The organism is Conexibacter sp. SYSU D00693, assembly GCF_017084525.1.
Taxonomy (GTDB): Bacteria; Actinomycetota; Thermoleophilia; order Solirubrobacterales; family Solirubrobacteraceae; genus Baekduia.
Map to the genome: position 1 here is coordinate 1058915 of NZ_CP070950.1, position 24464 is coordinate 1083378.

Consider the following 24464-nt stretch of genomic DNA (forward strand, 5'->3'; position numbering starts at 1 on the left):
GCCCAGCCTACGCCCTGGGATGGGCATCCCGGTAGACGGCCTTCAGGCGCGCGGACTCTACACGGGTGTAGATCTGGGTCGTGGAGATGGTCGCGTGGCCCAGCAGCTCCTGGATCGAGCGCAGGTCTGCCCCGCCGTCGAGCAGGTGCGTGGCGAACGAGTGGCGCAGGGCGTGCGGGTGCACGCCCTGCAGCGGCGGACCGCCCGCCGCGGCCGCCTTCTGGGCCCAGGCGCGCAACCGGCGACGCACGTCGGAGGTCGACAGCCGCTTGCCGGACTTCGTCAGGAACAGGGCGCGCTCGCCGTCGCCGGCGGCCAGCGCGGGGCGCCCGCGCGCGGTCCAGCGGCCGATCGCGGCCATCGCGTGCTCGCCGACCGGCACGACGCGCGTCTTGTCGCCCTTGCCCTCGACGCGCACCTCCTCGCTGTCGGGATCGACGCTGTCGAGGTCCAGCGAGCAGAGCTCCTCGGCGCGCAGGCCCGAGGCGTAGGCGAGCTCGAGCAGCGCGCGGTCACGGAGGTCCAGCGGCGTGGTGGCCGGGATGCGGTCCAGCAGCGCGGCGACCTCGTCGGCCTTGAGCACCCGCGGCAGGCGCTTGGGCTGCTTCGGGGCCGGGACGAGGTCGGCGGGGTTGGCCTCGAGGTGGCCGTGCTCGCGCAGGGACCGGAAGAGCTGGCGCAGCGCCGCGAGCTTGCGCGCGACGGTGGGCGGCTGGGCGCCGCGCTCGGACAGCACGGCGGCGTAGCGGCGCAGCTGCCGGGTCGTCACGCCGCCGGGCCCGATGCCGCTGTCGGCCGCCCAACGCGCGAACTGGCCGGCGTCGACGCCGTAGGCCCGGCGGGTGCGCTCCGCCGCTGCGCGCGTGCGCAGGTCGCGGTCGAAGAGGGTCAGGGCGTCGCGCCACGCCGGCGGCAGCGGCGGCGGCGTACCCTCGGGGTCCATGGGTCGGTTCTTCATCCGGACGGACACCGGTCAGGTGGCGACGCAGCGCCAGCTCATCGAGACGGGCGTCGCGCCGCCCCACGACGAGCCGCCGCGGCCGTGGCACCCGGTGCGGGCGCCGGGCGACGCGTCGACGCTCTGGTACGCGGTCCTGCGCCGCAAGGTCAAGGGCGTGTTCATCGGCACGATGACCTTTCGCCACGGCGACCACCACGCCTCCCTGCTGGCCGACGGCTGGGAGGAGGTCGCCCCCGAGGAGATCAAGCCCGACCCCGGGTCGCCGGCGCCCGAGATCGCGCCGGGGCCGATGTCGTAGAGGTGGTCCTTCGGGGCTGAGCTCCGTCCGGGCGCGTCGGCGGGTCCGGGCCCATCCGTTGGCGGATCGTCCGCCTGGAGAGCGGAGGATCCGCCACTCGATGCCCCGGCGGCGACCCACGTGGCCCCGACCGCCCACTCCCGCGCTCGCGGCTCGCCGAGCGCCTAGGCGATGTAGATCGGGGCGCCGACCGGCACGCGGTCGTACAGGTCGATCACGTCGGCCACGCGCATGCGGATGCAGCCGTGCGAGGCGGCCGAGCCGATGGACCCCTCGTCGGAGGTCCCGTGGATGCCGGCACCGTCGTAGATCCCCATCCAGCGCGCCTTGAGCGGGTTGTTGGGCGCGCCGCCCGGGATGACCTGGCCGGCCAGGGAGCCCGCCCAGTCGGACATCGGCACGTTCCAGGCCGGGTTCACGGCCTTGTTCTGGATCTTGTAGAGGCCGGCCGGCGTGTCCATGCCGACCTGCCCGACGGCGATGCCGTAGGTCTTGACCGGCTTGAGGCGCTTGTAGAGGACGAGCTTGAAGGAGGAGCGGTTGGCGTACAGGACCGTCCCGTAGCGCTCCTCGAGCTCGTCGGTGCTGACCCGCGGGGCCACCTTGCGGGTGTGGGCCGACATGCGCCGCGGCGCGGTCGTCGAGACGAGCGCCTGGCGCAGCTGGCGGTGCAGCGCGGAGGCCTCGACCTCGAGGCCGGCCCGGCCCGGGACCTTCCGCGGCCCGGACGCCGTGAACCTCACGGTGGCGTCCTGGCGCGGCCGGTCGACCTCCTTGCGGACCTTGTCCAGGAGCCGGACGACGGCGGCCTTCGAGTAGCGGACCTCGGGCTGGAGGTCGACGTCCTTGGAGCCGCCGGTCAGCCCGCGCCAGGAGCGGCTGAGGACGGTGCCCTCGCGGCTGACGTCCAGCGCGTGGTCGACCGAGGCGACGACGTTCGTGCTGAGCCGCGCCTCGCGCGGGCCCAGGATCCAGTGGAGGTTGCCGTGGTCGACGCGCACGGGCTGACGCAGGCGGTCGACCACCCGCTCCTGCAGGCGCCGGATGGCCTGCTCGCGGTCCAGGCCGCCCACGTCGACGCCCGCGACCTTGACCCCCTTGGCGAGGGTGTCGCGCCGGCTGTGGTCGTAGACGATGAGGGCCGCCGTGGCCGCCAGCACGAGTGCACCGACGACGGCGACGGAGAGCAGGGGTGATCGCCGCATGGGTCCTGGAGGAGACGCCCAAGAGCGTACGGCGTCGCGCTTCAGGTGCCAAGTCCCTGCAAAGCCGCAGATCGCTGCACGCGATCTTGCAGGCCACGGGCGGTCGCCGAGCGCCGCTCAGCGCGACGTGGCGCCCTGCACCGCGAGCAGCCCGTCGATCGCCCGGACGACGCTCTCCCGGCCGGCGTGGGACTCCTCGTGCGCGCGCAGCGCCGGCAGGTCCGCCGGGTCCAGGGACGGCAGCAGGGCGATGACCTCCTCGGCGTCGAGGTCGTCGTAGCCTGCCGGCGCGCCGTTGCGGCGCCCGGTCCCCAGCTCGCCCGACGGCCGGCGGTCGCCCGGCGCGGTGTTCTGCGGAGCGCCCTCGCCCTCGAGCAGGTCGATCGCGCGGCGCAGCTCGGCGAGCTGGCGGGGCGAGACGCGCCCGAGGCCCGGCGAGACGTTGTCCTTGCGCACCGACGGGCTGAAGCGCAGGAACTCCTCCACGGCCGCCTCGTAGCGGTAGGGGCCCGTGCCCTGGCGCATGAGCGGGTGCAGCCGCTGGTGCTCGCGGAGCTTCAGGACGGTCTCGCGCGTCGTGTAGCGGTAGCGGTAGCCCGTGGCCTTGAAGCGGCGGTTGTCGAGCCCGCGCCCGAAGCGCAGCAGCCCGAGCATCTCGGACGAGACGCGCACGCCGGCGCGGCGCAGCTGGGCGGCGACGATCCCCGTGCCCAGCGGCGGCAGGACGGGCAGGTTGGCCTTGCCCAGCAGGCCGATGACCTCGCTGAGGGCGAGGACCCCGTCGGCGGCGCAGTTGAAGACGCCGGGCAGGTCGTGGTGGACCGCGTGCTGCAGGCAGCCGGCGATGTCGTCCTCGTGGATGAACTGGTAGCGCGGGTCGAAGCCGAGGATCGTCGGGATCGCCGGCAGCCCGAGGTAGCGCGTGTGGGACGTGTTGACGTCCGGTCCCAGCCCGTTGGCGAAGCGCAGCGTCGTGACGATCGTGTCCGGGTGCTTCTCGGCGAACTCGCGGAGGTTGGCCTCGGCCTCGACGACGTCGCGCTCGATGGGGGTGCGCGGCGGGTGCGGCCGGCGCATCTCCTCGGTGAAGAACGCGGGGTCGTCCTGCTCGGCGCCGTAGTAGTGGGCGCTGGACTTGAAGACGACCTTGCGCACCGGCGAGTCGGCGCCGCCGCACGCCGCCAGGACGTTCATGGTCCCGATGACGTTGTTCTCGTGCGCGCGCCGGGGCGTCGTGACGATCGAGTCGACCACGAGGCGCGTGTCGACCACCGTGTCGATCTCCGCGGCGTCCACGATGCGGCGGATGAGCGAGTGCGAGTCGGAGACCTGGACGAACTCCGTGCGCTCCAGCGGGACCTTCGGTGGGCGGCGGTCGATCCCGATCACCGTCTCCACCGCGGGGTCCTGCTCGAGGGCCTGGGCCAGGCGCCCGCCCCAGTAGGTCGACAGGCCCGTGACCAGGACCCGGCGGCTCGTGCGCTCCTGGTCCATCAGCCGAACCACACCGAGCGCCGGCGGCCGAGCATGTCCAGCAGCTCCTCCTGGATCTGGCCGCGGATGTCGTGCGCGACGGTCTGCACCAGCGCCTTGTCCTCCCAGGGCTCGTCGCCCATGTCGTCGGTGCGCACCGGCGCCAGGAACCGGATCTTGAACTTCGCCGGCAGGTACATCGCCAGCGCGAGCGGCCCGAAGTGCGGGAACGTCGGCGTGAGCGGCGTGTAGAGCAGGCCGGTGAGGCGCTGCAGCGGCTTGATGTGGGCGAAGATCGGCATCGCCTCCTCCGCGCCGACCAGCGCGACGGGGACGATCGGGGCCCGGGCGCGCATGGCCGCCTCGACGAAGCCGCCGCGACCGAAGCGCTGGAGCCGGTAGCGGTCCTTGTAGAGCTTCTCGGTGCCCTTGCGGCCCTCGGGGAAGACCAGCACCAGGCGCTGCTCGTCGCACAGCAGCCGGTGGACGTTGGCCGGGTGGGCGGCGACCGCGCCGATCTTCGGCAGCAGCATGCTGAAGCCGGGGTAGCCCTTGAAGAAGTGCTCGACGGTGAGGTTGAGCTCGCGCGGGCGCGGGTGCTCCTCCTTGATCGCCTTGGCGATCATCATCGCGTCGGGTGGCAGGGCGCCGGAGTGGTTGGAGACCAGGAGCGCGCCGCCGTCGGCCGGGACGTGCTCGACGCCCTCGACCTCGCAGCGGAACCACAGCTGGTAGTAGAAGTCGACGAGCTTGTCGAACGCGGCTTCGACGCGCTCGGACCGACCCCAGTCGTCGACCTGGCGCTCGGGCTCGAGCGCCGGCAGGAGCTCGCGCAGGTGCGCCGGCTCGAGGTCCTGCCCGGGGTGGCTGCCGTCGTCGGTGGTGGCGAGGCTGCTGCGACGCGAGGCCATCTGCGCCCGATGCTACGCGGCGGGCGGCGCGGAGGGCGTCGGCCCTCGGACCGGGAGGGTCAGGCCGCGGCGGCCCGGCGGCGCAGCGGCGGCAGCGCCGACTCGAGCTTGCGGGCCAGGTCGGCCCAGTCGGCGGCGGCGATGACGTCCTCCTCCTCGACGACGTCCCGGTTCCACGGGTGGATGATCGTCGCGGCGGTGATGCCGCGGTCGATCGCCCGCTGGATGTTCACCGGGCTGTCGTCGATGAGCAGGTCGATGTCCAGCTCGACGCAGCGCGCGACCTTGTCGAACGAGCAGTGCACGTCGTCGTGGCGCAGGCCGATGCGCTCGAGCCACTGGGAGGTCGCCACCTGGCAGCCCTCCTTGCGATGGCTCGTGATGTGGATGAAGTGCCCCGCCTCGTGCCAGCGGTTGACCGTCTCGACGGCCCCCTCGTACGGGCGCCCGGCGAGGATCGCGTCGTCGCGGTGGGTCTCGTCGATGCAGCACTGCAGCTGCTCGGGGCGCAGGCGCGTGATGCCCCACGTGAACTGCTCCTCGTAGGGCAGGTCGATCCCGAAGCGCCGCCGGGCCGCGTCGCTCAGGACGTCCCAGTAGTGGTGGAGCGTGGAGTCGATGTCGATGGCGATGCGCATGGCTGGACGGCGGCCTATGGTAGACGCCCATGGCCGAGCGTCCGAAGGTCCGACCGTCGAGCTACGGCGGGTCGCCGCACGCCGACTGGACGCGGGTCGACTGGTCCGAGCACCGACGTTCCGTGGAGGTCCAGGGGCGGCGCGTCAACGTCGTCGACTGGCGTCCCGAGGACCCTGACGCGCCGACGATGGTCTTCCTGCACGGCCTGTCGGGCTGCTGGCAGAACTGGCTCGAGAACCTCCCGGCCTTCGCGCGCACCCACCGCGTCATCGCGCCGGACCTGCCGGGCTTCGGCGAGTCCGAGATGCCGGTCGAGGACATCACCATCTCGGGCTACGGGCGCTTCGTCGACGCGCTGCTGGACGTGCTGGAGGTCCGCGAGCCGATCGTCCTGGTGGGCAACTCGATGGGCGGCTTCGTCGGAGCGGAGGTGGCGATCCGCTTCCCCGCGCGCGTCGACCGGCTCGTCCTCGTGAGCGCCGCGGGCCTGTCGATCGAGCACATGCGCAACGACCGGCTGCTGGCGGGGCTGCAGCGCGCCGACGAGCTGCTCATCGCCTTCGGGGCGTGGTCGGCCGGGCACCTGGGCGGGCTCATCCGCCGCCCGCGCGGCAAGGCGCTCCTGCTCGGGCTGGTGGCCTACCGGCCCGACCGCCTCCCGGCGCCGCTGGTGGCCGAGCTCGTCAAGGGCCAGGGCAAGCGCGGCTTCGTCCCGGCGCTCGACGCGCTCACGAGCTACCCGATCCGCGACCGGCTCGGGGAGATCGGCTGCCCGACGCTCGTCGTGTGGGGCGACAAGGACCGCCTGGTCCCGGTCAAGGACGCGTGGCTCTTCGGCGAGCTGGTGTCCGACTCGCGCGTCGTCGTCTACGAGGGCGTCGGCCACGTGGCGATGGTCGAGGTCCCCGAGGACTTCAACGCGCTGGTCGGGGAGTTCGTCCGGGAGGACGCCGGCGAGCGCGTCGGCGCGAGCGACGCCCGCGCCTAGGTCAGCGCGCCCTCGCTGGCGCTGCCCACGAGCTTGGCGTACTTGAGCAGGACGCCTGTGGCGTCGGGCGAGACCGGCGGGTCGTAGGCGGCGATGCGCTCGGCGATCGTCGCCTCGTCGAGCTCCACGTCCAGGCGCCGGGCGTCGACGTCGATGGTGATCGTGTCGCCGTCGCGCACGGCGGCGATGGGCCCGCCGCGCGCGGCCTCGGGGGCGACGTGGCCGGCCATGAAGCCGTGCGTCGCGCCGGAGAACCGCCCGTCGGTGAGCAGCGCGACGTGCTCGCCCAGCCCCGCGCCGTTGAGCGCGGCGGTGACGGCGAGCATCTCCCGCATGCCCGGGCCGCCGGCCGGCCCCTCGTTGCGGATGACGACGACCTCGCCGCGCTGGATCGTCCCCGCGGTGACCGCCGCCATCGCCTCCTCCTCGCCCTCGAAGACGCGGGCGGGGCCCTGGTGGTGGCGGCGCTCGTGGCCCGAGAGCTTCACGACGCAGCCGTCGGGCGCCAGGTTGCCGCGGAGGATCGCCAGGCCGCCCGTGGGCTTCAGGGGGTCGCTGAGCGGCCGCACGACCTGCTGGCCCTCGGCCTCGGTGGCGGCGTCGCCGACCTCGCCGATCGTCTGGCCCGAGACGGTGGGCGCGTCGCGGTGCAGGAGGCCCGCCTCGTCGAGGCGCCGGACGACGAGCGGGACGCCGCCGGCGTCGTAGAGGTCCTTGGCGACGTAGCGACCGCCGGGCTTGAGGTCGCACAGCAGCGGCGAGCGGTCGGCGATGCGGTCGAAGTCGTCGATGGAGAGCTCGACGCCCGCCTCGTTGGCGACGGCGAGGAGGTGCAGGACGGCGTTGGTCGAGCCGCCCGACATGGCGACGGCGGCGATCGCGTTCTCCAGCGAGTCGCGGGTGATGAGCTTGCGCGGGGTCAGGCCGCGCTCGAGGACCTCGACCGCGAGGCGGCCGGCCTCGACGGCGACGTCGGCCTTCTTGCCGTCCTCCGCCGGGACCATCGCCGAGCCGGCGGCGGAGATGCCGAGCACCTCGAAGGCCATCGCCATGGTGTTCGCCGTGAACTGGCCGCCGCAGGCGCCGGCCCCGGGCGAGGCGGCGGACTCGAGCTCGTTGAGCTCCTCGTCGGTCATCCGGCCCGCGGCGTGCGCGCCGACGGCCTCGAAGACCTCCTGGATCGTGACCTCGTGGCCCTGGAAGTGGCCCGGGAGGATCGAGCCGCCGTAGAGCATGACCCCGGGGATGTCGAGGCGGGCGAGGGCCATCACCGCGGCAGGGATCGTCTTGTCGCAGCCCGAGAGGACCACGAGGCCGTCGAAGCGGTGGCCGCGGGCGACGAGCTCGATCGAGTCGGCGATGACCTCGCGGGAGACGAGCGAGGTCTTCATCCCCGAGGTGCCCATCGTGATGCCGTCGGAGATCGCGACGGTGTTGAGCTCCATCGGCGTGGCACCCGCCGCCGTGATGCCGTCCTTGACCTTCTTGGCCAGCACGCGGTGGTTGAAGTTGCACGGCATCGTCTCGATCCAGCAGTGGGCGACGCCGATGATCGGCTTGGCCAGCGCCTCGTCGTCGAAGCCGATGCCCTTGAGGTAGGACCGGGCCGCCGCGCGCGCGGGACCCTCGGTCAGGGCGCGGCTCTTGTGCTTGACGTCGAAGGCGCTCATGGCGAGCGCGGACGCTAGCGGTCGGCGGCCGTGCGGCCGCTCAGGCGGTCTTCTGCTGGCGCGCGGCGCGCTCGGCGCGGCGCAGGCGGTCGCGCTCCCACTCGTGCAGGCGCCAGAGGTCCCGCCGGACCTTCGTGGGGTCGACCTGCCGGCCGGGGAGGTGCATGTTGGCCTCGGAGATCAACCGGCGCTCGTCGCCGGTCAGGGCCATCCACTTGGCCAGGACGTCGTCGGAGTCGGGCAGGCGCGCCGAGCCGTAGGGCCGCGTCTCGTCGGGGAACTCGACGCAGTACTCGCTCAGCAGCTCGCGCGTCTGCGGCAGGAAGGCGACGACTGGCTTGTGGGGGTAGACGAGGTAGGCGTAGGGCGCGCCGTCGCGGGTGGCGCCGTTGCCCCCGCGGCCGGGCCCGTCGGCCAGCCCGCCCCACACGCGCAGGAAGCCGAGGTCGCGGTACATCGCCCACTCCTCCTCGTTCACGCACGAGCGCAGGAGCTGGCGGGCGCGCTGCTCGGCGCGGCGCTCGCGGCCCGGGTCGTAGCCGACGGTCGGGTCGTCGACGCGTGCACGGGCGGTCTTGACGCGCTCGGTGAGCTGGACGAGGCGCGGCCAGGCGACCTCCCAGAGCAGCGCCACGATGACGATGGCGGTGGCACTGAGGGCGAGCAGCACGTCCGGGGTCCTGGGTCGTCGCGGGCGCTTGCCGGGCGGGCGGTGGTCTAGCGGCCGCCGGCGGCGCGCGGGAAGAAGATCACGCGGTCGGCATCACGCGGGATGTCCTCGAAGGCCTTGACCATCCGCGCCTCGCGCCGGCCGCCCTGCGCCGTCGTCGGCACGGCGGCCCACATGCCCTCGTCGAGCTGGCGCCGGAACTCCTGGACCAGCAGCTCCTCGTCCTCGCGCACGTCGACGTCGCCCTCGGCGAGCACCACCTCGCCGTGCCCCGGCTTCATGCGCAGGAACTTCATGAGAGGGCGATTATGACAAAGCGGTCAGGTCCCGAGGTGGGCGTCGACGCGCCGAGTCGGGACCGAACGACCGGCGCGGCATGCCGCAGGTCGGGCACCCGTCACCCGCGCGGGTCAGCCCACGCGGGCCACGCGGCGCAGGCCCAGCGCGTTGACCGGCCCGGCTCCCTGCCCCACCTCGTGCAGCCCGTCGCGCACCGCGTCCCCCGCGATGGCCTTCGCCGCGCGGGCGGCGTCCTCGAGGTCGTGGCCGAGGGCGAGGTGCGCGGCGAGCGCCGACGAGTGCGTGCAGCCCGATCCGTGCGCAGCGCCGTCGGCGAAGCGCTCGCCGGGCAGCTCGACGACCGACCGGCCGCGGACGAGCAGCAGGTCGGTCGCCTGCTCGCGATGGCCGCCGGTCACGACGACGGCGTTGGCCCCGGCGTCGAGCACCGCCTGCGCGAGGGCCTCGCCGTCGAGGTCGGCCACCCGGGTCTCGGACATGCCGCCGGCCATCGCCAGGACGCGCGCCTCGGGGAGGTTCGGGGTGGCGACCGTCGCCCGTGGCAGCACGAGCTCGACCAGCGCCTGCTGGGCCTCGGGCTCGAGCAGCCGTGCCCCGGACTCCGCGACCATCACGGGGTCGAGCACCACCGGCGTCCCGGACGGCAGGCCGTCGAGCGCGGCGGCCACCGCCTCCGTCGTCGCGACGCTGCCGAGCATCCCGATCTTGACCGCGTCGACGCCCAGGTCCTCGGCGACCGCCTCGACCTGGGCGCGGATCATCTCGGGCGACACCGCCTCGACCCGGGTCACGGCCAGGGTGTTCTGGGCGGTCAGCGCCGTGATGGCGGTCGCGCCGTGGACGCCGCAGCGCGCGAAGGCCTTCAGGTCGGCCTGGATCCCCGCGCCGCCCCCCGAGTCCGAGCCGGCGATCGACAGGCAGACGGGCAGGCGGTCGACGCGGTCCTCGGCGGGCATCGGCCTCCAGCTTGCCACGACCGTCACACCGGCACCCGCCGGTAGCGGCCCGCGGCGCCGCGCCGGACCAGCCCCAGCAGCTCGAGCTCGCCCAGCCCGTCGGCGACCGCACCCGCGTCATCGGGGGTCGCGGCGAGCGCGTCGATCGTGTCCCGGCCGTCGTCCAGCGCGCTCAGCAGCTCGGCCAGCCCGGGCGCCAGCCCCGCCGGCACGGGCGCCGGACCGCCAGGCCGGGTGGCGCGAGCCGCCTCCTCCACCCCGACGACGACGTCGAGCACGTCGCGGGCGTCGCGCACGAGGGTGGCGCCGTCGCGCAGCAGCGCGTTCGTCCCGCCCGAGCGCCACGAGCGCGGCGATCCGGGCACCGCCGCTACGTCGCGCCCAAGGTCGATCGCCATCTCCGCGGTGATGAGCGAGCCGGAGCGCTCGGCCGCCTCCACCACGACCACCACGTCGGCGAGCGCGGCGATGATCCGGTTGCGCGCCGGGAACGCCCAGCGACGGACGCCGGTGCCTGGCGGCAGCTCGGCGACGACGACGCCCGCCCGCGCGATGCGCCCGTGGAGCGCCACCTTCGTGCGCGGGTACGGGACGTCGGCACCGCCCGCGAGCACCGCGACCGTCCGGCCGCCGCCCTCGAGTGCGCCGTCGTGCGCGGCGCTGTCGATGCCCATCGCCATGCCGCTCACGACGGTGACACCCGCCGCCGCCAGCCCGCGCCCCAGCGCGCGTGCGACCTCGACCCCGTCCTGCGAGGCGCGGCGGGTCCCGACGATCGCCACCGACGGGGGCCGGTCCTCCCCCGCGCCCCCCACGAGCCCGGCGAGCCGGTGCAGCGCGTCGGCCTGCGGTGCGCCCGCCGCGAGGACGTGCAGGGCGAGCGGTCCCGAGCGGTCGTCACGCAGCCGGGAGGGGAAGTGGTCGTCGTGGACGCACGTGGCGGCCAGCCCCGCCGCGGCGATCCGCGTCCGCGCCGCCGCGACGTCGAAGGACGGCATGGTCGACAGCGCCCGGCCGGCGAGCGCGAGGACGAGCGCCTCCTCGTCGAGGGCGAGCACGTCGCGCACCGGCCGCCGCCCCTTGTGGGCGATCTCGAGGTGGCCGGAGAGCTGCGCCAGCCGGGCCGAGCGCCGCAGGCACCGCTCGCAGGCGGTCGGGGCCGCGCTCACGACGCGGCCCCGGACAGGACGGCGTCCTCGCCCTCGTCGTCCTGGCGCAGCGAGATCGCCTCGCGCACGTGGGCCGGCTCGACCTGCGCGGCGCCGGCGAGGTCGGCGACCGTGCGGGCGACGCGCAGGACGCGGTCGTGCCCGCGCGGGCTGAGCGTCCCCTGCCCGTAGGCCCGGCGGAGGACCGCCTCGGAGGCGTCGGCCAGCGCGGCGTGGTCACCGAGGAGCTGGGCGTCGAGGTCGGCGTTGCAGGTCACGCCCGTGCCGCGGAGGCGGGCGGCCTGGCGCTGACGCGCGGCGAGGACCTCGGCGCGCACGTCCGCCGAGCGCGCCAGCGGTGGGCCGGCCAGCTCCTCCGGCGTCGGGCGCTGGACGTGGACGAGCAGGTCGATGCGGTCGAGCAGCGGGCCCGACAGGCGCTTGCGGTACCGGGCGAGGTCGAAGTCGGTGCAGCGGCAGCGCCGCGTCCCCGCATGGCCGCACGGGCAGGGGTTCGTCGAGGCGACGAGCATGAAGCGCGACGGGAAGATCGCCGTGCGCTGGCCGCGGACGATCGCGACGCGCCCGTCCTCCAGGGGCTGGCGCAGCGCCTCCAGCGCGGGGCGCGCGAACTCGGCGAGCTCGTCGAGGAACAGGACGCCGCGGTGGGCGAGCGAGACCTCGCCGGGCTGGGGCACCGAACCGCCGCCGACGAGCCCGGCCGAGGAGATGGAGTGGTGCGGCGCGCGGTACGGACGGTCGTCCAGCAGACCGCCGCCGATGCGCAGTCCGGCGACGCTGTGGATCCGGGTCGCCTCGATGGCCTCCTCGCGCGACAGCGGTGGCAGGATCGTCGGCAGGCGCTTGGCGAGCATCGTCTTGCCCGTGCCGGGCGGTCCGGACAGCAGGAGGTTGTGGCCGCCGGCCGCGGCGATCGTCAGCGCGCGGATCGCGCGCGCGTGGCCGCGGACGTCCGCGAGGTCGACGCGGGTCTGCACCGACGACGCGGCTGCGGCCGGCGGCGGGCCGTCGGCCTCGACCTCGCCGCGCAGGACGGCCGGCACGTCGCTGAGCGTCTCGATGCCCCACACCTGCAGCCCCTCGACGAGCGTCGCCTCCGCCACGAGCGACCGCGGCACGACCAAGCCACGGGCACCGTCGCGCAGCGCGCCCTCGGCGACGGCGAGCGCGCCGCGGCACGGGCGCAGCTCGCCGCCGAGCGACAGCTCGCCGAAGAACGCGACGTCCGAGGCCATGTCCGGATCGACCTGGCCGGTCACGGCCAGCAGCCCGACGGCCATGGCGAGGTCGAAGCCCGGACCGGTCTTGCGCAGGTAGGCCGGGGCGAGGTTGACGGTGATCCGCTGCTTGGGGAACCGCAGGTCCGAGTTGGCGATGGCGACCCGCACGCGCTCGCGCGCCTCGCGGACCGCGCGGTCACCGAGCCCCACGATCGTGAAGGTCGGCAGGCCGGCGGCCTGGTGGTCGACCTCGACGGTCACCCGGCGGCTGTCGACGCCGTGCAGCGCGTAGGTGGTGAGACGAGCGAGGGGCACGGGGCCGGATGCTCGATGGCGCCGTGTGACAGGACAGCACGCACCTGTGCCGGATCTGCGCCGTCGGGACCGCAGGGACCGCGGTCACGAAGGCCGCGCAGAGCTGTGACGAGCGCGTGGTGCACCGTGCGCGCGCGCCGCCCACCATGGCCGCCGTGGCATCTCCATGCTCCTCCTCGAGCCCCGAGCCCGCCGGTGGGCCGGCGTCATCCCGTCCCCGGCGTGAGGACCCCCGGCGAACGCTCGGGCGGCTCGGGGAGGAGCTGGCAGCCGCACACCTCGAGCGTCTGGGCTACGCGATCGTGGCCCGCGGCTTCCGCACCCGCTATGGCGAGCTGGACGTCGTCGCCTGCGACGGGCACACGCTCGTGTTCGTCGAGGTGAAGACGCGGCGCGGTCGCGGCGAGCCGTGGGACGCGCTGCACCCGGCCAAGCGCGCGCAGGTGCGGCGGATGGCGCGGGAGTACCTCGCACATGCCGAGGACCGTCCGCGCGTGCCCGAGCTGCGCTTCGACGCGATCGGCGTGGTCGTCGACGGGCAGGGGCGCCTCGTGCGCCTCGACCACCTCGAGGCCGCGTTCTAGTCGGGCCGGTGACGGCTCGAGCATGCACGACATGCACGAGGCGTCATCCACGTCGCGCGCGGCGCTCGTCCGTCCCTCCCCCCGCACCGTCGCGCGCGGCGCTCCCCACCCGCCCCGCGCCCCCCGCACCGTCGCGCCCCGCGCCCCGCGCCCCGCGCCGCGGCCGGTGGCTCCTAGCCCAGCGCGAGCTGCTGGTAGGCCGTCGACTGGAAGCTCATCCGGTGCAGCGGCGAGACGCCGATGCGCTGGATGGCGTCGCGATGCTCGGGCGTGGAGTAGCCGACGTGGGTCGCGAAGTCCCAGCCGGGGTGCTGGCGGTCGGCGCGGTGCATGAAGCGGTCGCGGGTGACCTTGGCGATGATGGACGCCGCGGCGATCGCGGCGCTCGTCTCGTCGCCGCCGACGACGGCGCGGCCCTGGTGGCCCTGGAGGTCGCCGACCGCGAAGCCGTCCGAGAGGCAGATGCAGTCGGGCACCGCGACCTTGAGCAGCGCCTCGCGCAGGGCGGCGAGGTTCGTGCGGTGCAGGCCGCGGCTGTCGATGCCGCGGGCGCAGCGCGAGACGACCGCGACCCGGACGGCGTGGCGCATGACGACCGGGTAGAGCGCCTCGCGCGCCTCCTCGGTCTGCTGCTTTGAGTCGTTGAGCGCGCCGAGGGCCCGGACCTCGCGCGGCCCCAGCGCCTCCATGTCGAACAGCACCGCGGCCGCGACGAGCGGACCGGCGAGGCAGCCGCGGCCTGCCTCGTCGGCCCCCGCCACCCAGCGGACGCCGAGCCCGCGGTCGTGCTGGAAGAGCCGCCGCCCGGGCTTGCGCTTGCGCTTGGGCTTCGTCTTGGCCTTCGCGCCCGCCACGCCGTGGTGCGTCCTCGGGCTAGAGGAGGCCGATCTTGTCGATCGGCCAGTAGGTGGCGAAGGCGCCACCGATGATCCACTTGCTGGGGACGGGACCCCAGAACCGGCTGTCGTCGGACTCCCCACGGTTGTCGCCCATCATGAAGAAGTGCCCGGCCGGCACCTTGATGGGACGGGGGAAGTCGCAGCCGCTGCCGCCGCCGCACGCGCGGATGAAGGGCTCGTCGGTCGGCCGGCCGTTGCGGATGACGCGTCCACCGCGGATGGCGATCGTGTCGCCCGGGCCGCCCACCACGCGCTTGATGAAGTTCACGTCCGAGCGGTCGTTGGTCGGGCGCGGGCACGCCTGGTCCTCGGGGTGCGTGGGGTCGCCGCAGGTGTTCGTCTCCGAGCCCGCGGGCGGGTGGAAGACGACGATGTCCCCCACGCTCGGGTCGCCGCCGAGCTTCTTGGAGATCCGGTTGACGAGCACGCGCTGGCCGACGTCGAGCGTCGGGACCATCGACTCGCTCGGGATCCGGTAGGGCTTGACGAGAAACGCCTGGATGCCCAGGGCCAGGCCCAGGGCGACCACGACGATGACGACGAGCTCGACGAGCGAGTTGCCCGTCGAACCCTCGCCGCCCTTCTTGCGGCTCACGCCTTGTCGGCGTCGGCGGCGTCCTCGCCGCCACCGGCGGCGGGCTCGTCGCCCGCAGACGCCTCGGCCGCGGGGGCCTCGGCGTCGCCGGACTCGGCAGCCGGCGTCTCCTCTGCCGGCGCGTCAGCCGCCGGCGCCTCGGTGCCCGCCGCGTCGACGACGACCTCGTCGGCGGCGACGCCCTCCGCGTCGACGGCCTCGGTCTGCGCCGCGGCCTCGGCCTCGAGGGCGGCAGCCGGGTCGTTGACCAGGCCGCGCTCGACGGTCTCCTCCGGGCCGGTGTACCGGCGCTCGCGGACGCGGGCGGCCTTGCCGACGCGGTCGCGCAGGTAGTAGAGCTTCGCGCGCCGGACATCGCCGCGGGCGGAGACCTCGATCTTCTCGATCTTCGGCGAGTGCAGCGGGAACGTGCGCTCCACGCCGACGCCGAACGACTGCTTGCGCACCGTGAAGGTCTCGCGGACGCCCGCGCCCTGGCGCTTGATCACCACGCCCTCGAAGACCTGCGTACGGCGACGCGAGCCCTCGATGACCTGGAAGTGGACCTTGACGCGATCTCCGGGCTGGAACCGCGGGGCGCGGCGCAGCTGCGCGCGCTCGAGGCTGTCGATGACGGTGCTCATGGGCGAGGCGGCACGCGGGAGGACGGGAAGGCCCCGCGCGGCGGCCGTCGATGGTAGCGAAGGGCCCTAGGTGCCTGCGGCGTCGCCGAAGACGTCGGGCCCACCGGGGCGCCGCGCCTCGCCCTCGCCGTCCATCGGGCCGAACGGATCAGGCCCGCCGGGACGGGGCGCCAGCGGGTCGATCGGGTGCGCGGTCGGACCCACCACGCCGCGCTCGCGCGAGCGGTCGCGCCGCCAGCGCCGGATGTGGTCGTGGTGGCCCGAGAGCAGGACCTCCGGGACCTTCCAGCCGCGGTACTCCGCCGGGCGCGTGTAGTGCGGGTACTCCGGGTCGCCGCCCAACGCCTGCGAGAAGGACTCCTCGAGCGCGCTGTCGGCATGGCCCAGCGCGCCCGGCAGCTTGCGCAGGATCGCGTCCATGACGACCATCGCCGCGAGCTCGCCGCCGCTGAGCACGAAGCGCCCGACCGACACCGCGTCCGATGCGAAGTGCTGGACGATCCGCTCGTCGAAGCCCTCGTAGCGCCCGCACAGCAGCGTGATGGCCGGCTCCTCGGCCAGCTCGTCGACTAGCGCGTCATCGAGCATCCGCCCGCCGGGCGTGAGCGCGATGACCCGCCGCTGGGAGCGCAGCTCGACCGGGTCGGTCCCGTAGAAGCCGCGCAGCGCGGCGTCCATGACGTCGACGCGCAGGACCATCCCCGCCCCGCCGCCGAACGGCGTGTCGTCGACCTGGCCGCCGCTGAGCGGCGTGTGCTCGCGCGGGTTGAGCGCGCGCAGCTCGTGGCCGGCCTGCGCCGCGTTGCGCACGTGGCGCTGCGTGCGGAACCAGTCGAACCACTCGGGGAACAGCGTGACGACGTCGAGCTGCACGCCCTACTCCTCCCCGAGGAACGCCAGGTCGATGTCGATCCGGCGCCCCGGGACGTCCAGCTCGCGCACCGCGTCGTCGATCAGCGGGACGAGCAGGTCTTCGCCCCCGCCGTCGCGGGCGACCTCCAGCACCTCGCACGAGGGGTAGGCGAGCAGGCGCTTGACGGACCCGACCGCGCGGTCGCCGTCGACGACGGCGCAACCGACGAAGTCCTCGGCCCAGAACTCGCCCTCGTCGAGCGACGGGGCCTCCGCCCGGTCGACCCGCAGGTCCTGCCCGCGCAGCGCCTCGACGGCCTCGCGCGAGGACACGCCCTCGAGGCGCAGGATCGGCTTGTCGTCGGTCCCGGCGCGGCGGACGACCTCCCGCCGCCGGCCGTCGACCTCGACCGTCGCGCCGAGCACGAGCAGCCGCGTGCGCGGGCCGGTCACGTGGAAGGAGCCGTCGAGCCCGTGCGGCCGGCCCACGCGGCCGGCCACCAGCGCCTCCACGACGGCGCCGCTCACTCGACGATGTCGATGAGCACGCGGCGGTTCTCCTTGACCGCCGCGGCCTTGACCACGGTGCGCAGGGCGTTGGCCGTGCGGCCCCCGCGCCCGATCACGCGCCCGTAGTCCTCCGCGCCCACCGAGAGCTCGAGGACGACGGTGCCGTCCTCCTCCTCGAACTGCTCCACCTTCACCGCGTCGGGCTCGTCCACGAGCCGGCGCGCCAGGAACTCGAGCAGCTCGCGCAAGTCCGGTGCTCTAGGAGATGCCCTGCGTGCGCAGGAGCTTGCGGACCGTGTCGGTCGGCTGCGCGCCCTTGGACAGCCAGTCGCGGACGCGGTCCTCGTCGACCACGATGGTGGACGGCTCGGTCTGGGCGTTGTACTGGCCGAGGATCTCGAGCACGCGGCCGTCACGCGGCGAGCGCTGGTCGGCGGCGACGATACGCCACACGGGGTCCTTGCGGGCGCCCACACGGGTGAGCCTGAGTCGAACTGCCACTTGCGTTCAGAGGTCCTTGGTCGGAGAAGTGCGACCGGACAGGCTAGCGCGCCTGCCGCATCAGCGCGGCCATGTCGGGCATCTTGCCCTTGCCCAGCTGCTTCATGACCTTGCGCATCTGCGCGAACTGCTTGATGAGCTGGTTGACCTGCTGGACGTTGGTGCCCGAGCCGCGGGCGATCCGCAGGCGCCGCGAGCCCTTGATGATCTCCGGCCGGCGGCGTTCCTCCGGGGTCATCGACAGGATGATCGCCTGGATGCGGTCCAGCTCGCGCTCGTCGACCTTCAGGCCCTTCATCTGCTGGCCGGCGAAGCCCGGGATCATCCCCAGGATCGAGGTCAGCGGGCCCATGCGGCGGATCTGCTTGAGCTGGTTGAGGAAGTCCTCGAGGGTGAACTCGTCGCGGCGCAGCTTGCGCTCGAGGTCCTTGGCCTGGTCCTCGTCGAACTGCTGCTCGGCCTTCTCGATCAACGAGAGGACATCGCCCATCCCGAGGATCCGCTGCGCCATGCGGTCGGGGTGGAAGCGCTCGAACTGGTCGAGCTTCTCGCCGGTGGAGGCGAAGAGGATCGGCTTGCCGGTGACGGCCTTGACCGACAGCGCGGCGCCGCCGCGGGCGTCGCCGTCGAGCTTGGACATGACGACGCCGTCGAAGGCGACCGCCTCGGCGAACTGCTCGGCGACGTTCACGGCGTCCTGGCCGGTCATCGCGTCGACGACGAGCAGGATCGCCGTCGGCTTGACCGCCGCGCGGATGTCCTTGAGCTCCTGCATGAGGCGCTCGTCGACGTGCAGGCGGCCCGAGGTGTCGACGATGAGGACGTCCTTGCCGTCCATCTTCGCCTTGTCCAGCGCCCAGCGGGCGATGTCGACCGGATCCTTGTCGGTCCCCTGCTCGTAGACCTCCGCGCCCGCCTGGGCGCCGACCTTCACGAGCTGGTCGACCGCGGCCGGGCGATAGACGTCGCACGCCGCGACGGCCACGGAGCTGCCGTGCTGCTCGCGCAGGTGGCGGGCGAGCTTCGCGGTGGCGGTCGTCTTGCCCGAGCCCTGCAGGCCGGCCATGAGGACGACGGTCGGCGGGCGCGGCGAGAACGTCAGGCCGGCGCTCGCGCCGCCCATGAGCGCCGTGAGCTCCTCGTCGACGATCTTGACGACCTGCTGGCCGGGGTTGAGCTGGCCCAGGACGTCGGAGCCCAGGCAGCGCTCCTTGACCGTCGAGGTGAACCCCTTGACGACCTTGAAGTTGACGTCGGCCTCGAGGAGCGCGAGGCGGATCTCGCGCATCGCCTTGTTGACGTCGTCCTCGGTGAGCGTCCCCCGGCCGCGGACGTCGGACAGGGTCTGCTGGAGCTTCTCGGAGAGGGCGTCGAACACCGGTCGTCCGAGTGTATGGCGCGCGAGGCCGAGGCGGGGGCGCCGGACGGCCGGCGCAGGGCGTGCGCGGCCGTCCGGCTGAGGGGGTCTGCCCTCTATAGGGCTGGGGGCACCCGAGTTCGCCCCCCTACGCGGGAGCGGGCGCGGCGGCAGGCGCGCGGCCCGCGGGCGCGGGACGCAGGAGCAGGGCCACCACGCCCGACGCGAGCGACGCCGCGACGGCGAAGGCGTACGCGTCGTCGGCATGGGCCAGCGCCTCGGCCAACGACCTCGGGTCGCCGACGATCGCGACGAGGATCGCCGTCCCGAGCACCGCCCCGATCTGGCGGAAGGCCGACGCGACGGCGCTCGCGGCGCCGAAGCGGTCGGGCTCGACGTCGGCCACGGCCGCCGCCCCGAGGGTCGGGAAGGCCAGCCCGATGCCGACGCCCACGAGCAGCATGCCGGGCAGCCACGTCCCCACGTAGTCCGGCTCCGCGCCCGCCGAGCGCAGGACGAGCAGGCCCGCGGCGTAGGCGATCGTCCCGGGGACGATCACCGCCCGGTGGCCGACGCGGTCGGCGAGGCGCCCCGCGGGCCCCGCCACGATCGCCGACACCAGCGGCCCCGGCACGGTCGCCAGGCCGGCGTCCAGGACGCTGTAGCCCCAGACCGACGTGAGGAACAGGATGTTGCCGAGGATCGTCGAGAAGAAGGCCGCGGCGAAGAGCAGCGTCCCGACGTTCGCAACGCGGAACGAGCGGATCGCCATGAGCGCCGGGTCCACGACCGGCCGCGGGTGGGTCGTGCAGCGTCGGGCGACCGCGGCGAGGGCGACGAGCGCGCCGCCCAGGGAGCCCAGGACGCCCGCGCTCGTCCAGCCCCACGACTCGCCCTCGACGATCCCGAGCGCCAGCAGCCCCAGGCCGAGGACCGACAGGCCGGCGCCGGCGAGGTCGGGCAGGCCGGCCATCGCCTCGTCCTTGGACTCGCGCAGCGCGCGGGCGCCCGCGAGGAGGACGAGCCCGCCGAGCGGCACGTTGACCAGGAAGATCCAGCGCCAGTCGGCCACCTCGACGACGAGTCCGCCCAGCGGCGGGCCGGTCGCGGCCGCGAACGCGGCGGCGGCGCCCCAGATGCCGACGGCGGTCGCGCGCTGCTCACGGGCGAACTCCGGGAGCACGAGCGCGAGCGAGACCGGGGCGATCACGGCCGCGGCGGCGCCCTGGAGCACGCGCGCGGCGACGAGCGTCTCCCACGACGGCGCCAGGCCGCAGGCGATGCTCGTCAGGACGAAGGCGCCCACGCCCCAGAGGAAGACGCGCTTGCGCCCGAGCCGGTCGGCCAGCGCGCCCGCGGGCACGAGCAGCGCGGCGAGGACGATGAAGTACGCATCGAGCACCCAGCTCAGCTCCGCGCGCCCGGCGTCGTCGAAGGACGCCTGGACGTCCGGGAACGCCGTGTTGACGATCGACGTGTCGAGGAACGCGAGGTAGCCGCCGGCGCAGGCGACCACCAGGGCGGCGGTGCGTCGTTGCATCTTGCAACGGAACGCTAGTGAGGTTCGTTGCGATTCGCAACGAGCCCTGCACGGGGAGCTAGACTGGCGGTCCGATGCGCCACGACGAGCTCCTCGAGCAGACCTGCGCGATCGGTCGCGCGGGCGCCATCGTGGGCGAGCGCTGGGTCTTCGCGATCCTGCGCGCCGCCTTCTTCCGCGCCCGGACGTTCGAGGACTACCAGCGTGGCACGGGCGTGGCGCGCAACATCCTCGCCGAGCGCCTCGGCCGCCTCGTGGACTTCGGGATCCTCGAGCGGGTCCCCTACGCCGAGGGCGCACGGCGCACCCGCCACGAGTACCGCCTGACCGAGGCGGGGCGCGACCTGTACCCCGTCGTCATCGCCCTGATGGAGTGGGGCAACAAGCACACGGGCCTCGTCGACGGGCCGCCCGTCGTCCTGCACCACAAGCGCTGCAACCACGTCTCGCACCCCCAGGTCGTCTGCTCGGAGTGCGGCGAGCCGGTCGACGCGCGCGACTTCCAGCCGCTGCCGGGCCCGGGGGCGCCGCGCGAGACGCCGCCGTGGGCGGAGCCGGCGGTGCGCCACGCGCACCGCAAGGCCGCCGCGCCGACCGCGCCGCCTCGCGCGTAGGGCGTTCAGGCGGGACGCACGAGCGTCACGCCGTCGCGCACCGTCAGCACCACGCCCACGACGCGCTCGTCGCTGGCGACGCGGTCGTTGAAGCGCGCCATCGCCTGGGTGCCCGGGTCGTCGGCCGGCGGGTCGAGCACGCGCCCGCCACGCAGGGTGTTGTCGGCGACGAGGAGCCCGCCGGGCGCCAGGCGAGGGACGAGCGCCTCGTAGTAGTCGGGGTAGCCGGTCTTGTCGGCGTCGACGAACGCGAGGTCGACGGGCTCGTCGAGGGCCCGGAGCGCCTCGAGCGCGGGGCCGACGCGGACCTCGACCCGATCGTCCATCCCGGCCTCCTCGATGTGGCGGCGGGCGAACGCCGCGCGCTCGGGGTCGAGCTCGAGGGTGACGATCCGGCCTTCGGGCGGGAGCGCCGCGGCCATCGCCAGCGCGCTCGCGCCCGAGTAGGTCCCCACCTCGACGACGAGCCGCGGCCGGCGCAGCCAGACCAGCAGCTCGAGCAGCCGGCCGACGACGGGGCCGCTGAGCATCTCCGGCGCGGTGAGCTGCTCGCGCGTGGCCTGCGCGAGGGCCTGGAGGTGGCGCGCCTGTGGCGTGGTGTGCGCCTCGGCGTAGGCCTCGACGTCCGGGTCGACGATCAAGGCGCCCCGTCGACGGGCGGCGTGCTGGGCGCGGGCGCCGAGGGGCGCGCGCCGCCGCCGTTGCCGCCACCGAGCACGCCGCCGATGTTGCCGAGCGCCTGCGAGAACTCCGACGGGATCACCCAGATCTTGTTCGCCTCGCCCTGCGCGAGCTGCGGCAGCATCTGGAGGTACTGGTAGCTGAGCAGCCCCTGGTCGGGGTCGCCCTCGTGGATGGCGCGGAAGACCGTGTCGATCGCCTTCGCCTCGCCCTCGGCGCGGAGGATCGCCGCCTCCTTGGACCCCTGGGCGCGCAGGACGGCCGACGTCTTCTCGCCCTCGGCGGTGAGGATCTGCGACTGCTTGAGGCCCTCGGCGTTGAGGATCGCCGCGCGGCGGTCGCGCTCGGCGCGCATCTGCTTCTCCATCGCCTCCTGGATGGAGGCCGGCGGGTCGACGGCCTTGAGCTCCACGCGGTTGATGCGGATGCCCCACTTGCCCGTGGCATCGTCGAGGACCATGCGCAGCTGGGTGTTGATCTGGTCGCGCGAGGTCAGCGAGTCCTCCAGGGTGAGGCCGCCGATGACGTTGCGCAGCGTCGTGACGGTCAGCTGCTCGATGGCCTGCAGCGGGTTGGCGACCTCGTAGGTGACGGCCTTCGGGTCGGTGATCGTGAAGTACAGGACCGTGTCGATCCCGACCGTCACGTTGTCCGCGGTGATCACGCCGTTGGGCGGGAACGAGACGACCTGCTCACGGAGGTCAACCAGCGGCTTGACCTTGTCGATGAACGGGATGACGATCGTCAGGCCCGGGTCGAGCGTGCGGTGGTAGCGCCCGAGGCGCTCGACGACGCCGGCGCGGGCCTGCGGGATGATCCGGATCGTCCGCGCCGCCACGAAGAGGGCGAACAGGACGACGACGGCTAGGGCGATCACGGCTCCCATGTCTGGGCCTCCAGTCTCAGGTCGGTCATGCGCTGACGAGGGCGGTGGCGCCCCGGATCTCGACGACGTGCACGCGGGCGCCGGGGTCGAGGACCTCGCCCTCCTCGTAGGGGCGCGCCGTCCAGACCTCGCCCTCGAGGCGGACGGTCCCGGCGTCGTCGGTCACCTGGTCGATGACGGTCGCGGTGCGGCCGACGAGCGCCGCCACGCCGGTGCGCGCCGAGGGCGGCTGGCGCAGATGGCGCCGGGCGACGGGCCGCAGGGCGAGGAAGCTCGTGGCGGTGACCGCCGCGAAGACCGCGAGGGCGACGACCGTGCCGCCGCCGGCGAGGTCGACGACCAGCGCGCCGGACGCGCCCAGCGCGAACGGCGCCAGGAAGAAGCCCAGCGTCAGCATCTCCCCCACCGCGGCGACGACCGCCGCGATCAGCCAGACCAGCCACCCCTCCACGGGGCGGAGGCTAGCTGAGCGCCCGGAGCCGTTCTAGGGGGCGACGAGCGCCCGGGCGAAGTCGTCCGGGTCGAACGGCCGCAGGTCCTCGAGCTGCTCGCCGATCCCGATGAGCTTCACGGGGATGCCGAGTTCGCCGGCGATGGCGAGGGCGATGCCGCCCTTGGCGGTGCCGTCGAGCTTGGTGAGGACGATGCCGTCGACGGGGACGGCCTCCGAGAAGAGCTTGGCCTGGCGCAGGCCGTTCTGGCCGGTGGTGGCGTCGACCGTGAGCAGCGTCTCGTGCGGCGCGTCGGGCATCTGCTTGCCGATCACGCGGCGGATCTTCGTCAGCTCGGCCATGAGGTCGTCCTGCGTGTGCAGGCGGCCCGCGGTGTCGACGATGACCACGTCCACCCCCCGCTCGCGGCCCTTGGCGACGGCGTCGAAGGCGACCGACCCGGGGTCCGAGCCCTCCGGGCCGGTGACGATGTCGCAGCCGACGCGCTCGGCCCACTGCGTGAGCTGCTCGACGGCCGCGGCGCGGAACGTGTCGGCGGCGCCGAGCAGGACGGTGAGCCCGAGCTCGTGGTGCATGTGATGGGCGAGCTTGCCGATCGTCGTCGTCTTGCCGGTGCCGTTGACGCCGCAGGCCATGATCACCGTCGGCCCGTGGCGCAGGTCGATCTTGTCGTCGCCGGTGCGGGCTATGCCGGCCAGCAGCTCGACGAGACGCTCCTGCAGGGCCTCGCCGCCCTCGACGACGCCCGAGGTCGCCTCCTCCTCGAGGCGTCCGACGACGTCGGCGGTCGTGCGAGCCCCGACGTCGGCCATGATCAGCGCCTCCTCCAGGCGCTCCCAGGTCTCCTCGTCGAGCGTGTCGAAGAGCGTGGCCTGGATCTCGGTGGCCAGCGCCTCGCGCGTCTTGGCCATGTTCTCGCGCAGGCGGCGGAAGAACCCGCGGCGGCGCTCGGGCTGGGCCTCCTCCGCCGGGGCCGCCGCTGCAGCCGCGTCGAGGATGAAGAGGTCGCGCCAGTCCCGTGCCATCGAGCGCCGCACGGTATCGACCCGCGGTGCGGCGGCGGCGGTGGCAGGATCCCGGGGTGCCCGCGCCCGACCTCGTGTTCCGCCACGCCGACCCCGAGGACGAGCCGGGAGCCGCGCTGCTGCGGGGGATGGCCGCCGAGATCGCCGAGCTCTACGAGGGGCTCGAGATCGACGCCCCGGACATGCCCGCCGCGGGGCCGGAGCTCCTGCGCCCTGAGGCTGGCGGCGCCTTCCTGCTGGGCTGGGAGGGCGAACAGGCGATCTGCTGCGGGGCCCTGAAGCGCCTCGACGACGAGGCGTGCGAGGTCAAGCGGATGTTCGTGGCACCCGACGCGCGGGGCCGCGGCGTGGCGCGGGCGCTCCTCCGGGCGCTCGAGGACGCCGCGCGTGACCTGGGCTACGCCGTCGCGCGGCTGGACACGGGTCCGCGCCAGCCCCACGCCCAGGGCCTCTACGAGGCCGAGGGCTACGTGGCCATCGCGAACTTCAACGCCAACCCGATGGCGACGTTCTTCGGCGAGAAGCGCCTCTAGACGCACGAACGGCCGTGAGCCTCTGGACCTGGCTCAC

28 protein-coding genes and 1 pseudogene are annotated in these 24464 nt (G+C 74.2%); 5 read left to right on the forward strand and 24 right to left on the reverse strand.

Annotation, left to right across the window (positions count from 1 at the left end; translation table 11 throughout):
- Window positions 1–7 precede the first annotated feature (7 nt).
- Window positions 8–943, reverse strand: a complete 936-nt coding sequence (locus tag JUB12_RS05360) for a tyrosine recombinase XerC (protein WP_241004423.1) — start codon at window positions 941–943, stop codon at window positions 8–10.
- Between JUB12_RS05360 and JUB12_RS05365 the strand changes: the two genes are divergently transcribed.
- Window positions 942–1259 carry a hypothetical protein gene (locus tag JUB12_RS05365; protein ID WP_205698595.1) on the forward strand — a complete coding sequence of 106 codons (318 nt, stop codon included), beginning with the start codon at window positions 942–944 and terminating at the stop codon, window positions 1257–1259. The two genes, JUB12_RS05360 and JUB12_RS05365, sit on opposite strands and share 2 nt — an antisense overlap.
- A gap of 164 nt (window positions 1260–1423) precedes the next feature.
- Here JUB12_RS05365 and JUB12_RS05370 read toward each other — a convergent pair whose 3' ends face one another.
- The 4 genes from JUB12_RS05370 to JUB12_RS05385 form a co-directional block, all read right to left on the reverse strand.
- Window positions 1424–2464: a L,D-transpeptidase/peptidoglycan binding protein gene (locus tag JUB12_RS05370; RefSeq protein WP_205698596.1), complete on the reverse strand. Its 1041-nt coding sequence runs from the start codon at window positions 2462–2464 to the stop codon at window positions 1424–1426.
- Window positions 2465–2581: 117 nt separating this feature from the next.
- Window positions 2582–3958, reverse strand: coding sequence for an NAD-dependent epimerase/dehydratase family protein (locus JUB12_RS05375; RefSeq protein ID WP_205698597.1), 1377 nt, complete (start codon window positions 3956–3958; stop codon window positions 2582–2584).
- Entirely contained in the window at window positions 3958–4848 is an 891-nt protein-coding gene (locus tag JUB12_RS05380) for a lysophospholipid acyltransferase family protein (protein WP_205698598.1), read from the reverse strand. Before JUB12_RS05380 ends, JUB12_RS05375 begins: the two co-directional genes overlap by 1 nt.
- Before the next feature lie 59 nt (window positions 4849–4907).
- Complete coding sequence (locus tag JUB12_RS05385; protein ID WP_205698599.1) at window positions 4908–5486, reverse strand: hypothetical protein; 579 nt, start codon at window positions 5484–5486, stop codon at window positions 4908–4910.
- A gap of 29 nt (window positions 5487–5515) precedes the next feature.
- Here JUB12_RS05385 and JUB12_RS05390 point away from each other — a divergent pair, with 29 nt between their 5' ends.
- The gene (locus tag JUB12_RS05390) at window positions 5516–6475 is read left to right on the forward strand and encodes an alpha/beta fold hydrolase (protein WP_205698600.1); all 960 of its coding nucleotides are present in this window, start codon (window positions 5516–5518) and stop codon (window positions 6473–6475) included.
- On the opposite strand, the gene ilvD is transcribed toward JUB12_RS05390, so the two are convergent.
- The 6 genes from ilvD to JUB12_RS05420 form a co-directional block, all read right to left on the reverse strand.
- Window positions 6472–8145: a dihydroxy-acid dehydratase gene (gene ilvD, locus JUB12_RS05395; RefSeq protein ID WP_205698601.1), complete on the reverse strand. Its 1674-nt coding sequence runs from the start codon at window positions 8143–8145 to the stop codon at window positions 6472–6474. The genes JUB12_RS05390 and ilvD overlap by 4 nt on opposite strands.
- A 40-nt stretch (window positions 8146–8185) precedes the next feature.
- A complete protein-coding gene (locus JUB12_RS05400) occupies window positions 8186–8815 on the reverse strand; it encodes a hypothetical protein (RefSeq protein WP_205698602.1) in 630 nt (209 codons plus the stop codon).
- A gap of 47 nt (window positions 8816–8862) precedes the next feature.
- On the reverse strand, window positions 8863–9111 hold the full coding sequence (locus tag JUB12_RS05405) for a hypothetical protein (protein WP_205698603.1): 249 nt from the start codon (window positions 9109–9111) through the stop codon (window positions 8863–8865).
- Window positions 9112–9225: 114 nt separating this feature from the next.
- The gene (gene thiD, locus JUB12_RS05410; protein ID WP_205698604.1) at window positions 9226–10071 is read right to left on the reverse strand and encodes a bifunctional hydroxymethylpyrimidine kinase/phosphomethylpyrimidine kinase; all 846 of its coding nucleotides are present in this window, start codon (window positions 10069–10071) and stop codon (window positions 9226–9228) included.
- Window positions 10072–10094: 23 nt separating this feature from the next.
- The gene (gene dprA, locus JUB12_RS05415; protein WP_205698605.1) at window positions 10095–11240 is read right to left on the reverse strand and encodes a DNA-processing protein DprA; all 1146 of its coding nucleotides are present in this window, start codon (window positions 11238–11240) and stop codon (window positions 10095–10097) included.
- Complete coding sequence (locus tag JUB12_RS05420; protein ID WP_205698606.1) at window positions 11237–12775, reverse strand: YifB family Mg chelatase-like AAA ATPase; 1539 nt, start codon at window positions 12773–12775, stop codon at window positions 11237–11239. Before JUB12_RS05420 ends, dprA begins: the two co-directional genes overlap by 4 nt.
- 146 nt (window positions 12776–12921) lie before the next feature.
- Here JUB12_RS05420 and JUB12_RS05425 point away from each other — a divergent pair, with 146 nt between their 5' ends.
- Window positions 12922–13359 (forward strand): YraN family protein, encoded by a 438-nt coding sequence (locus JUB12_RS05425; protein WP_241004424.1) that lies wholly within the window; start codon window positions 12922–12924, stop codon window positions 13357–13359.
- A gap of 173 nt (window positions 13360–13532) precedes the next feature.
- Here the strand turns inward: JUB12_RS05425 and JUB12_RS05430 are convergent, their stop codons facing one another.
- From JUB12_RS05430 to JUB12_RS05470, 9 genes and pseudogenes are all read right to left on the reverse strand, one after another.
- Complete coding sequence (locus JUB12_RS05430) at window positions 13533–14213, reverse strand: ribonuclease HII (RefSeq protein WP_205698608.1); 681 nt, start codon at window positions 14211–14213, stop codon at window positions 13533–13535.
- A gap of 19 nt (window positions 14214–14232) precedes the next feature.
- A complete protein-coding gene (gene lepB, locus JUB12_RS05435) occupies window positions 14233–14853 on the reverse strand; it encodes a signal peptidase I (protein WP_205698609.1) in 621 nt (206 codons plus the stop codon).
- 272 nt (window positions 14854–15125) lie between these two features.
- Window positions 15126–15476 (reverse strand): annotated as a pseudogene (rplS, locus tag JUB12_RS21925) (50S ribosomal protein L19); the annotation flags it as partial.
- A gap of 66 nt (window positions 15477–15542) precedes the next feature.
- On the reverse strand, window positions 15543–16349 hold the full coding sequence (gene trmD, locus JUB12_RS05445; RefSeq protein ID WP_205698611.1) for a tRNA (guanosine(37)-N1)-methyltransferase TrmD: 807 nt from the start codon (window positions 16347–16349) through the stop codon (window positions 15543–15545).
- A 3-nt stretch (window positions 16350–16352) separates the two neighbouring features.
- The gene (gene rimM, locus JUB12_RS05450; protein ID WP_205698612.1) at window positions 16353–16856 is read right to left on the reverse strand and encodes a ribosome maturation factor RimM; all 504 of its coding nucleotides are present in this window, start codon (window positions 16854–16856) and stop codon (window positions 16353–16355) included.
- On the reverse strand, window positions 16853–17086 hold the full coding sequence (locus JUB12_RS05455) for a KH domain-containing protein (RefSeq protein WP_205698613.1): 234 nt from the start codon (window positions 17084–17086) through the stop codon (window positions 16853–16855). The genes rimM and JUB12_RS05455 overlap by 4 nt, the downstream gene beginning before the upstream one ends.
- Before the next feature lie 10 nt (window positions 17087–17096).
- Window positions 17097–17339, reverse strand: coding sequence for a 30S ribosomal protein S16 (gene rpsP / locus JUB12_RS05460; RefSeq protein ID WP_205698614.1), 243 nt, complete (start codon window positions 17337–17339; stop codon window positions 17097–17099).
- A 43-nt stretch (window positions 17340–17382) separates the two neighbouring features.
- On the reverse strand, window positions 17383–18717 hold the full coding sequence (gene ffh, locus JUB12_RS05465; RefSeq protein ID WP_241004425.1) for a signal recognition particle protein: 1335 nt from the start codon (window positions 18715–18717) through the stop codon (window positions 17383–17385).
- Window positions 18718–18844: 127 nt separating this feature from the next.
- Entirely contained in the window at window positions 18845–20236 is a 1392-nt protein-coding gene (locus tag JUB12_RS05470) for an MFS transporter (protein ID WP_205698616.1), read from the reverse strand.
- A gap of 74 nt (window positions 20237–20310) precedes the next feature.
- On the opposite strand from JUB12_RS05470, the gene JUB12_RS05475 reads away from it, so the two are divergent.
- A complete protein-coding gene (locus JUB12_RS05475; protein ID WP_205698617.1) occupies window positions 20311–20850 on the forward strand; it encodes a helix-turn-helix domain-containing protein in 540 nt (179 codons plus the stop codon).
- A gap of 5 nt (window positions 20851–20855) precedes the next feature.
- Here JUB12_RS05475 and JUB12_RS05480 read toward each other — a convergent pair whose 3' ends face one another.
- The 4 genes from JUB12_RS05480 to ftsY are packed head-to-tail and all read right to left on the reverse strand — an operon-like array spanning window position 20856 to window position 23894.
- The gene (locus JUB12_RS05480) at window positions 20856–21491 is read right to left on the reverse strand and encodes an O-methyltransferase (protein ID WP_205698618.1); all 636 of its coding nucleotides are present in this window, start codon (window positions 21489–21491) and stop codon (window positions 20856–20858) included.
- On the reverse strand, window positions 21488–22417 hold the full coding sequence (locus JUB12_RS05485) for an SPFH domain-containing protein (protein WP_205698619.1): 930 nt from the start codon (window positions 22415–22417) through the stop codon (window positions 21488–21490). The genes JUB12_RS05480 and JUB12_RS05485 overlap by 4 nt, the downstream gene beginning before the upstream one ends.
- Window positions 22418–22442: 25 nt before the next feature.
- A complete protein-coding gene (locus JUB12_RS05490) occupies window positions 22443–22868 on the reverse strand; it encodes an NfeD family protein (protein WP_241004426.1) in 426 nt (141 codons plus the stop codon).
- 33 nt (window positions 22869–22901) lie between these two features.
- Window positions 22902–23894 (reverse strand): signal recognition particle-docking protein FtsY, encoded by a 993-nt coding sequence (gene ftsY, locus JUB12_RS05495; protein ID WP_205698620.1) that lies wholly within the window; start codon window positions 23892–23894, stop codon window positions 22902–22904.
- A 56-nt stretch (window positions 23895–23950) separates the two neighbouring features.
- Here ftsY and JUB12_RS05500 point away from each other — a divergent pair, with 56 nt between their 5' ends.
- Window positions 23951–24427, forward strand: a complete 477-nt coding sequence (locus JUB12_RS05500) for a GNAT family N-acetyltransferase (protein WP_205698621.1) — start codon at window positions 23951–23953, stop codon at window positions 24425–24427.
- Window positions 24428–24464 lie beyond the last annotated feature (37 nt).

Coding starts and splice junctions, on each gene's coding strand:
- JUB12_RS05365 (WP_205698595.1), top strand. CDS start 942: ATGGGTCGGTTCTTCATCCGGACGGACACCGGTCAGGTGGCGACGCAG.
- JUB12_RS05360 (WP_241004423.1), bottom strand. CDS start 943: ATGGACCCCGAGGGTACGCCGCCGCCGCTGCCGCCGGCGTGGCGCGAC.
- JUB12_RS05370 (WP_205698596.1), bottom strand. CDS start 2,464: ATGCGGCGATCACCCCTGCTCTCCGTCGCCGTCGTCGGTGCACTCGTG.
- JUB12_RS05375 (WP_205698597.1), bottom strand. CDS start 3,958: ATGGACCAGGAGCGCACGAGCCGCCGGGTCCTGGTCACGGGCCTGTCG.
- JUB12_RS05380 (WP_205698598.1), bottom strand. CDS start 4,848: ATGGCCTCGCGTCGCAGCAGCCTCGCCACCACCGACGACGGCAGCCAC.
- JUB12_RS05385 (WP_205698599.1), bottom strand. CDS start 5,486: ATGCGCATCGCCATCGACATCGACTCCACGCTCCACCACTACTGGGAC.
- JUB12_RS05390 (WP_205698600.1), top strand. CDS start 5,516: ATGGCCGAGCGTCCGAAGGTCCGACCGTCGAGCTACGGCGGGTCGCCG.
- ilvD (WP_205698601.1), bottom strand. CDS start 8,145: ATGAGCGCCTTCGACGTCAAGCACAAGAGCCGCGCCCTGACCGAGGGT.
- JUB12_RS05405 (WP_205698603.1), bottom strand. CDS start 9,111: ATGAAGTTCCTGCGCATGAAGCCGGGGCACGGCGAGGTGGTGCTCGCC.
- thiD (WP_205698604.1), bottom strand. CDS start 10,071: ATGCCCGCCGAGGACCGCGTCGACCGCCTGCCCGTCTGCCTGTCGATC.
- JUB12_RS05425 (WP_241004424.1), top strand. CDS start 12,922: ATGGCCGCCGTGGCATCTCCATGCTCCTCCTCGAGCCCCGAGCCCGCC.
- JUB12_RS05470 (WP_205698616.1), bottom strand. CDS start 20,236: ATGCAACGACGCACCGCCGCCCTGGTGGTCGCCTGCGCCGGCGGCTAC.
- JUB12_RS05475 (WP_205698617.1), top strand. CDS start 20,311: ATGCGCCACGACGAGCTCCTCGAGCAGACCTGCGCGATCGGTCGCGCG.
- JUB12_RS05485 (WP_205698619.1), bottom strand. CDS start 22,417: ATGGGAGCCGTGATCGCCCTAGCCGTCGTCGTCCTGTTCGCCCTCTTC.
- ftsY (WP_205698620.1), bottom strand. CDS start 23,894: ATGGCACGGGACTGGCGCGACCTCTTCATCCTCGACGCGGCTGCAGCG.